The sequence below is a fragment of the Pseudomonas sp. K5002 genome (genome assembly GCF_013386655.1).
Taxonomy (GTDB): domain Bacteria; phylum Pseudomonadota; class Gammaproteobacteria; order Pseudomonadales; family Pseudomonadaceae; genus Aquipseudomonas.
In genome coordinates this window covers 1-363 of the sequence record NZ_JACARK010001704.1, presented here as the reverse complement: position 1 = coordinate 363, position 363 = coordinate 1, and the positions used below count along the sequence as shown (strand labels likewise).

Here is a 363-nt window from a genome sequence, read left to right as displayed (position 1 = left end):
GACAACCCGGACGGCAAGTTGCTGCCCGGCGACTACGCCGAAGCCACCCTGGCGATTCCGGCGGATACCCATGGCGTGAGCATCCCGGCCAGCGCCCTGATCTTCCGCGCCGAAGGCACCCAGGTCGCGGTACTGGACGCCAAGAACCACGTGCACCTGCAAGACATCCACATCGGCCTCGACCTCGGCGAGCGCCTGGTGATTGACCAGGGCCTGAAACCCGCCGATCGCGTAGTCGACAACCCACCCGACGCACTGCGCGAAGGCGACGCCGTGCAAATGGCCGATGCCGGAGGTGCCCATGCGCCCAAGGCTTAAACCCCTCGCGGCCCTGGTATTGGTGGCACTGCACGGTTGCTCGCT

At 66.7% G+C, this 363-nt stretch carries 1 protein-coding gene; it reads left to right on the top strand.

Annotation, left to right across the window (positions count from 1 at the left end; genetic code table 11):
• Positions 1-318 (top strand): efflux RND transporter periplasmic adaptor subunit (locus HX846_RS38800; RefSeq protein ID WP_372242084.1); only part of this gene is annotated, 318 nt, incomplete at its 5' end.
• Between the last annotated feature and the right edge of the window lie 45 nt (positions 319-363).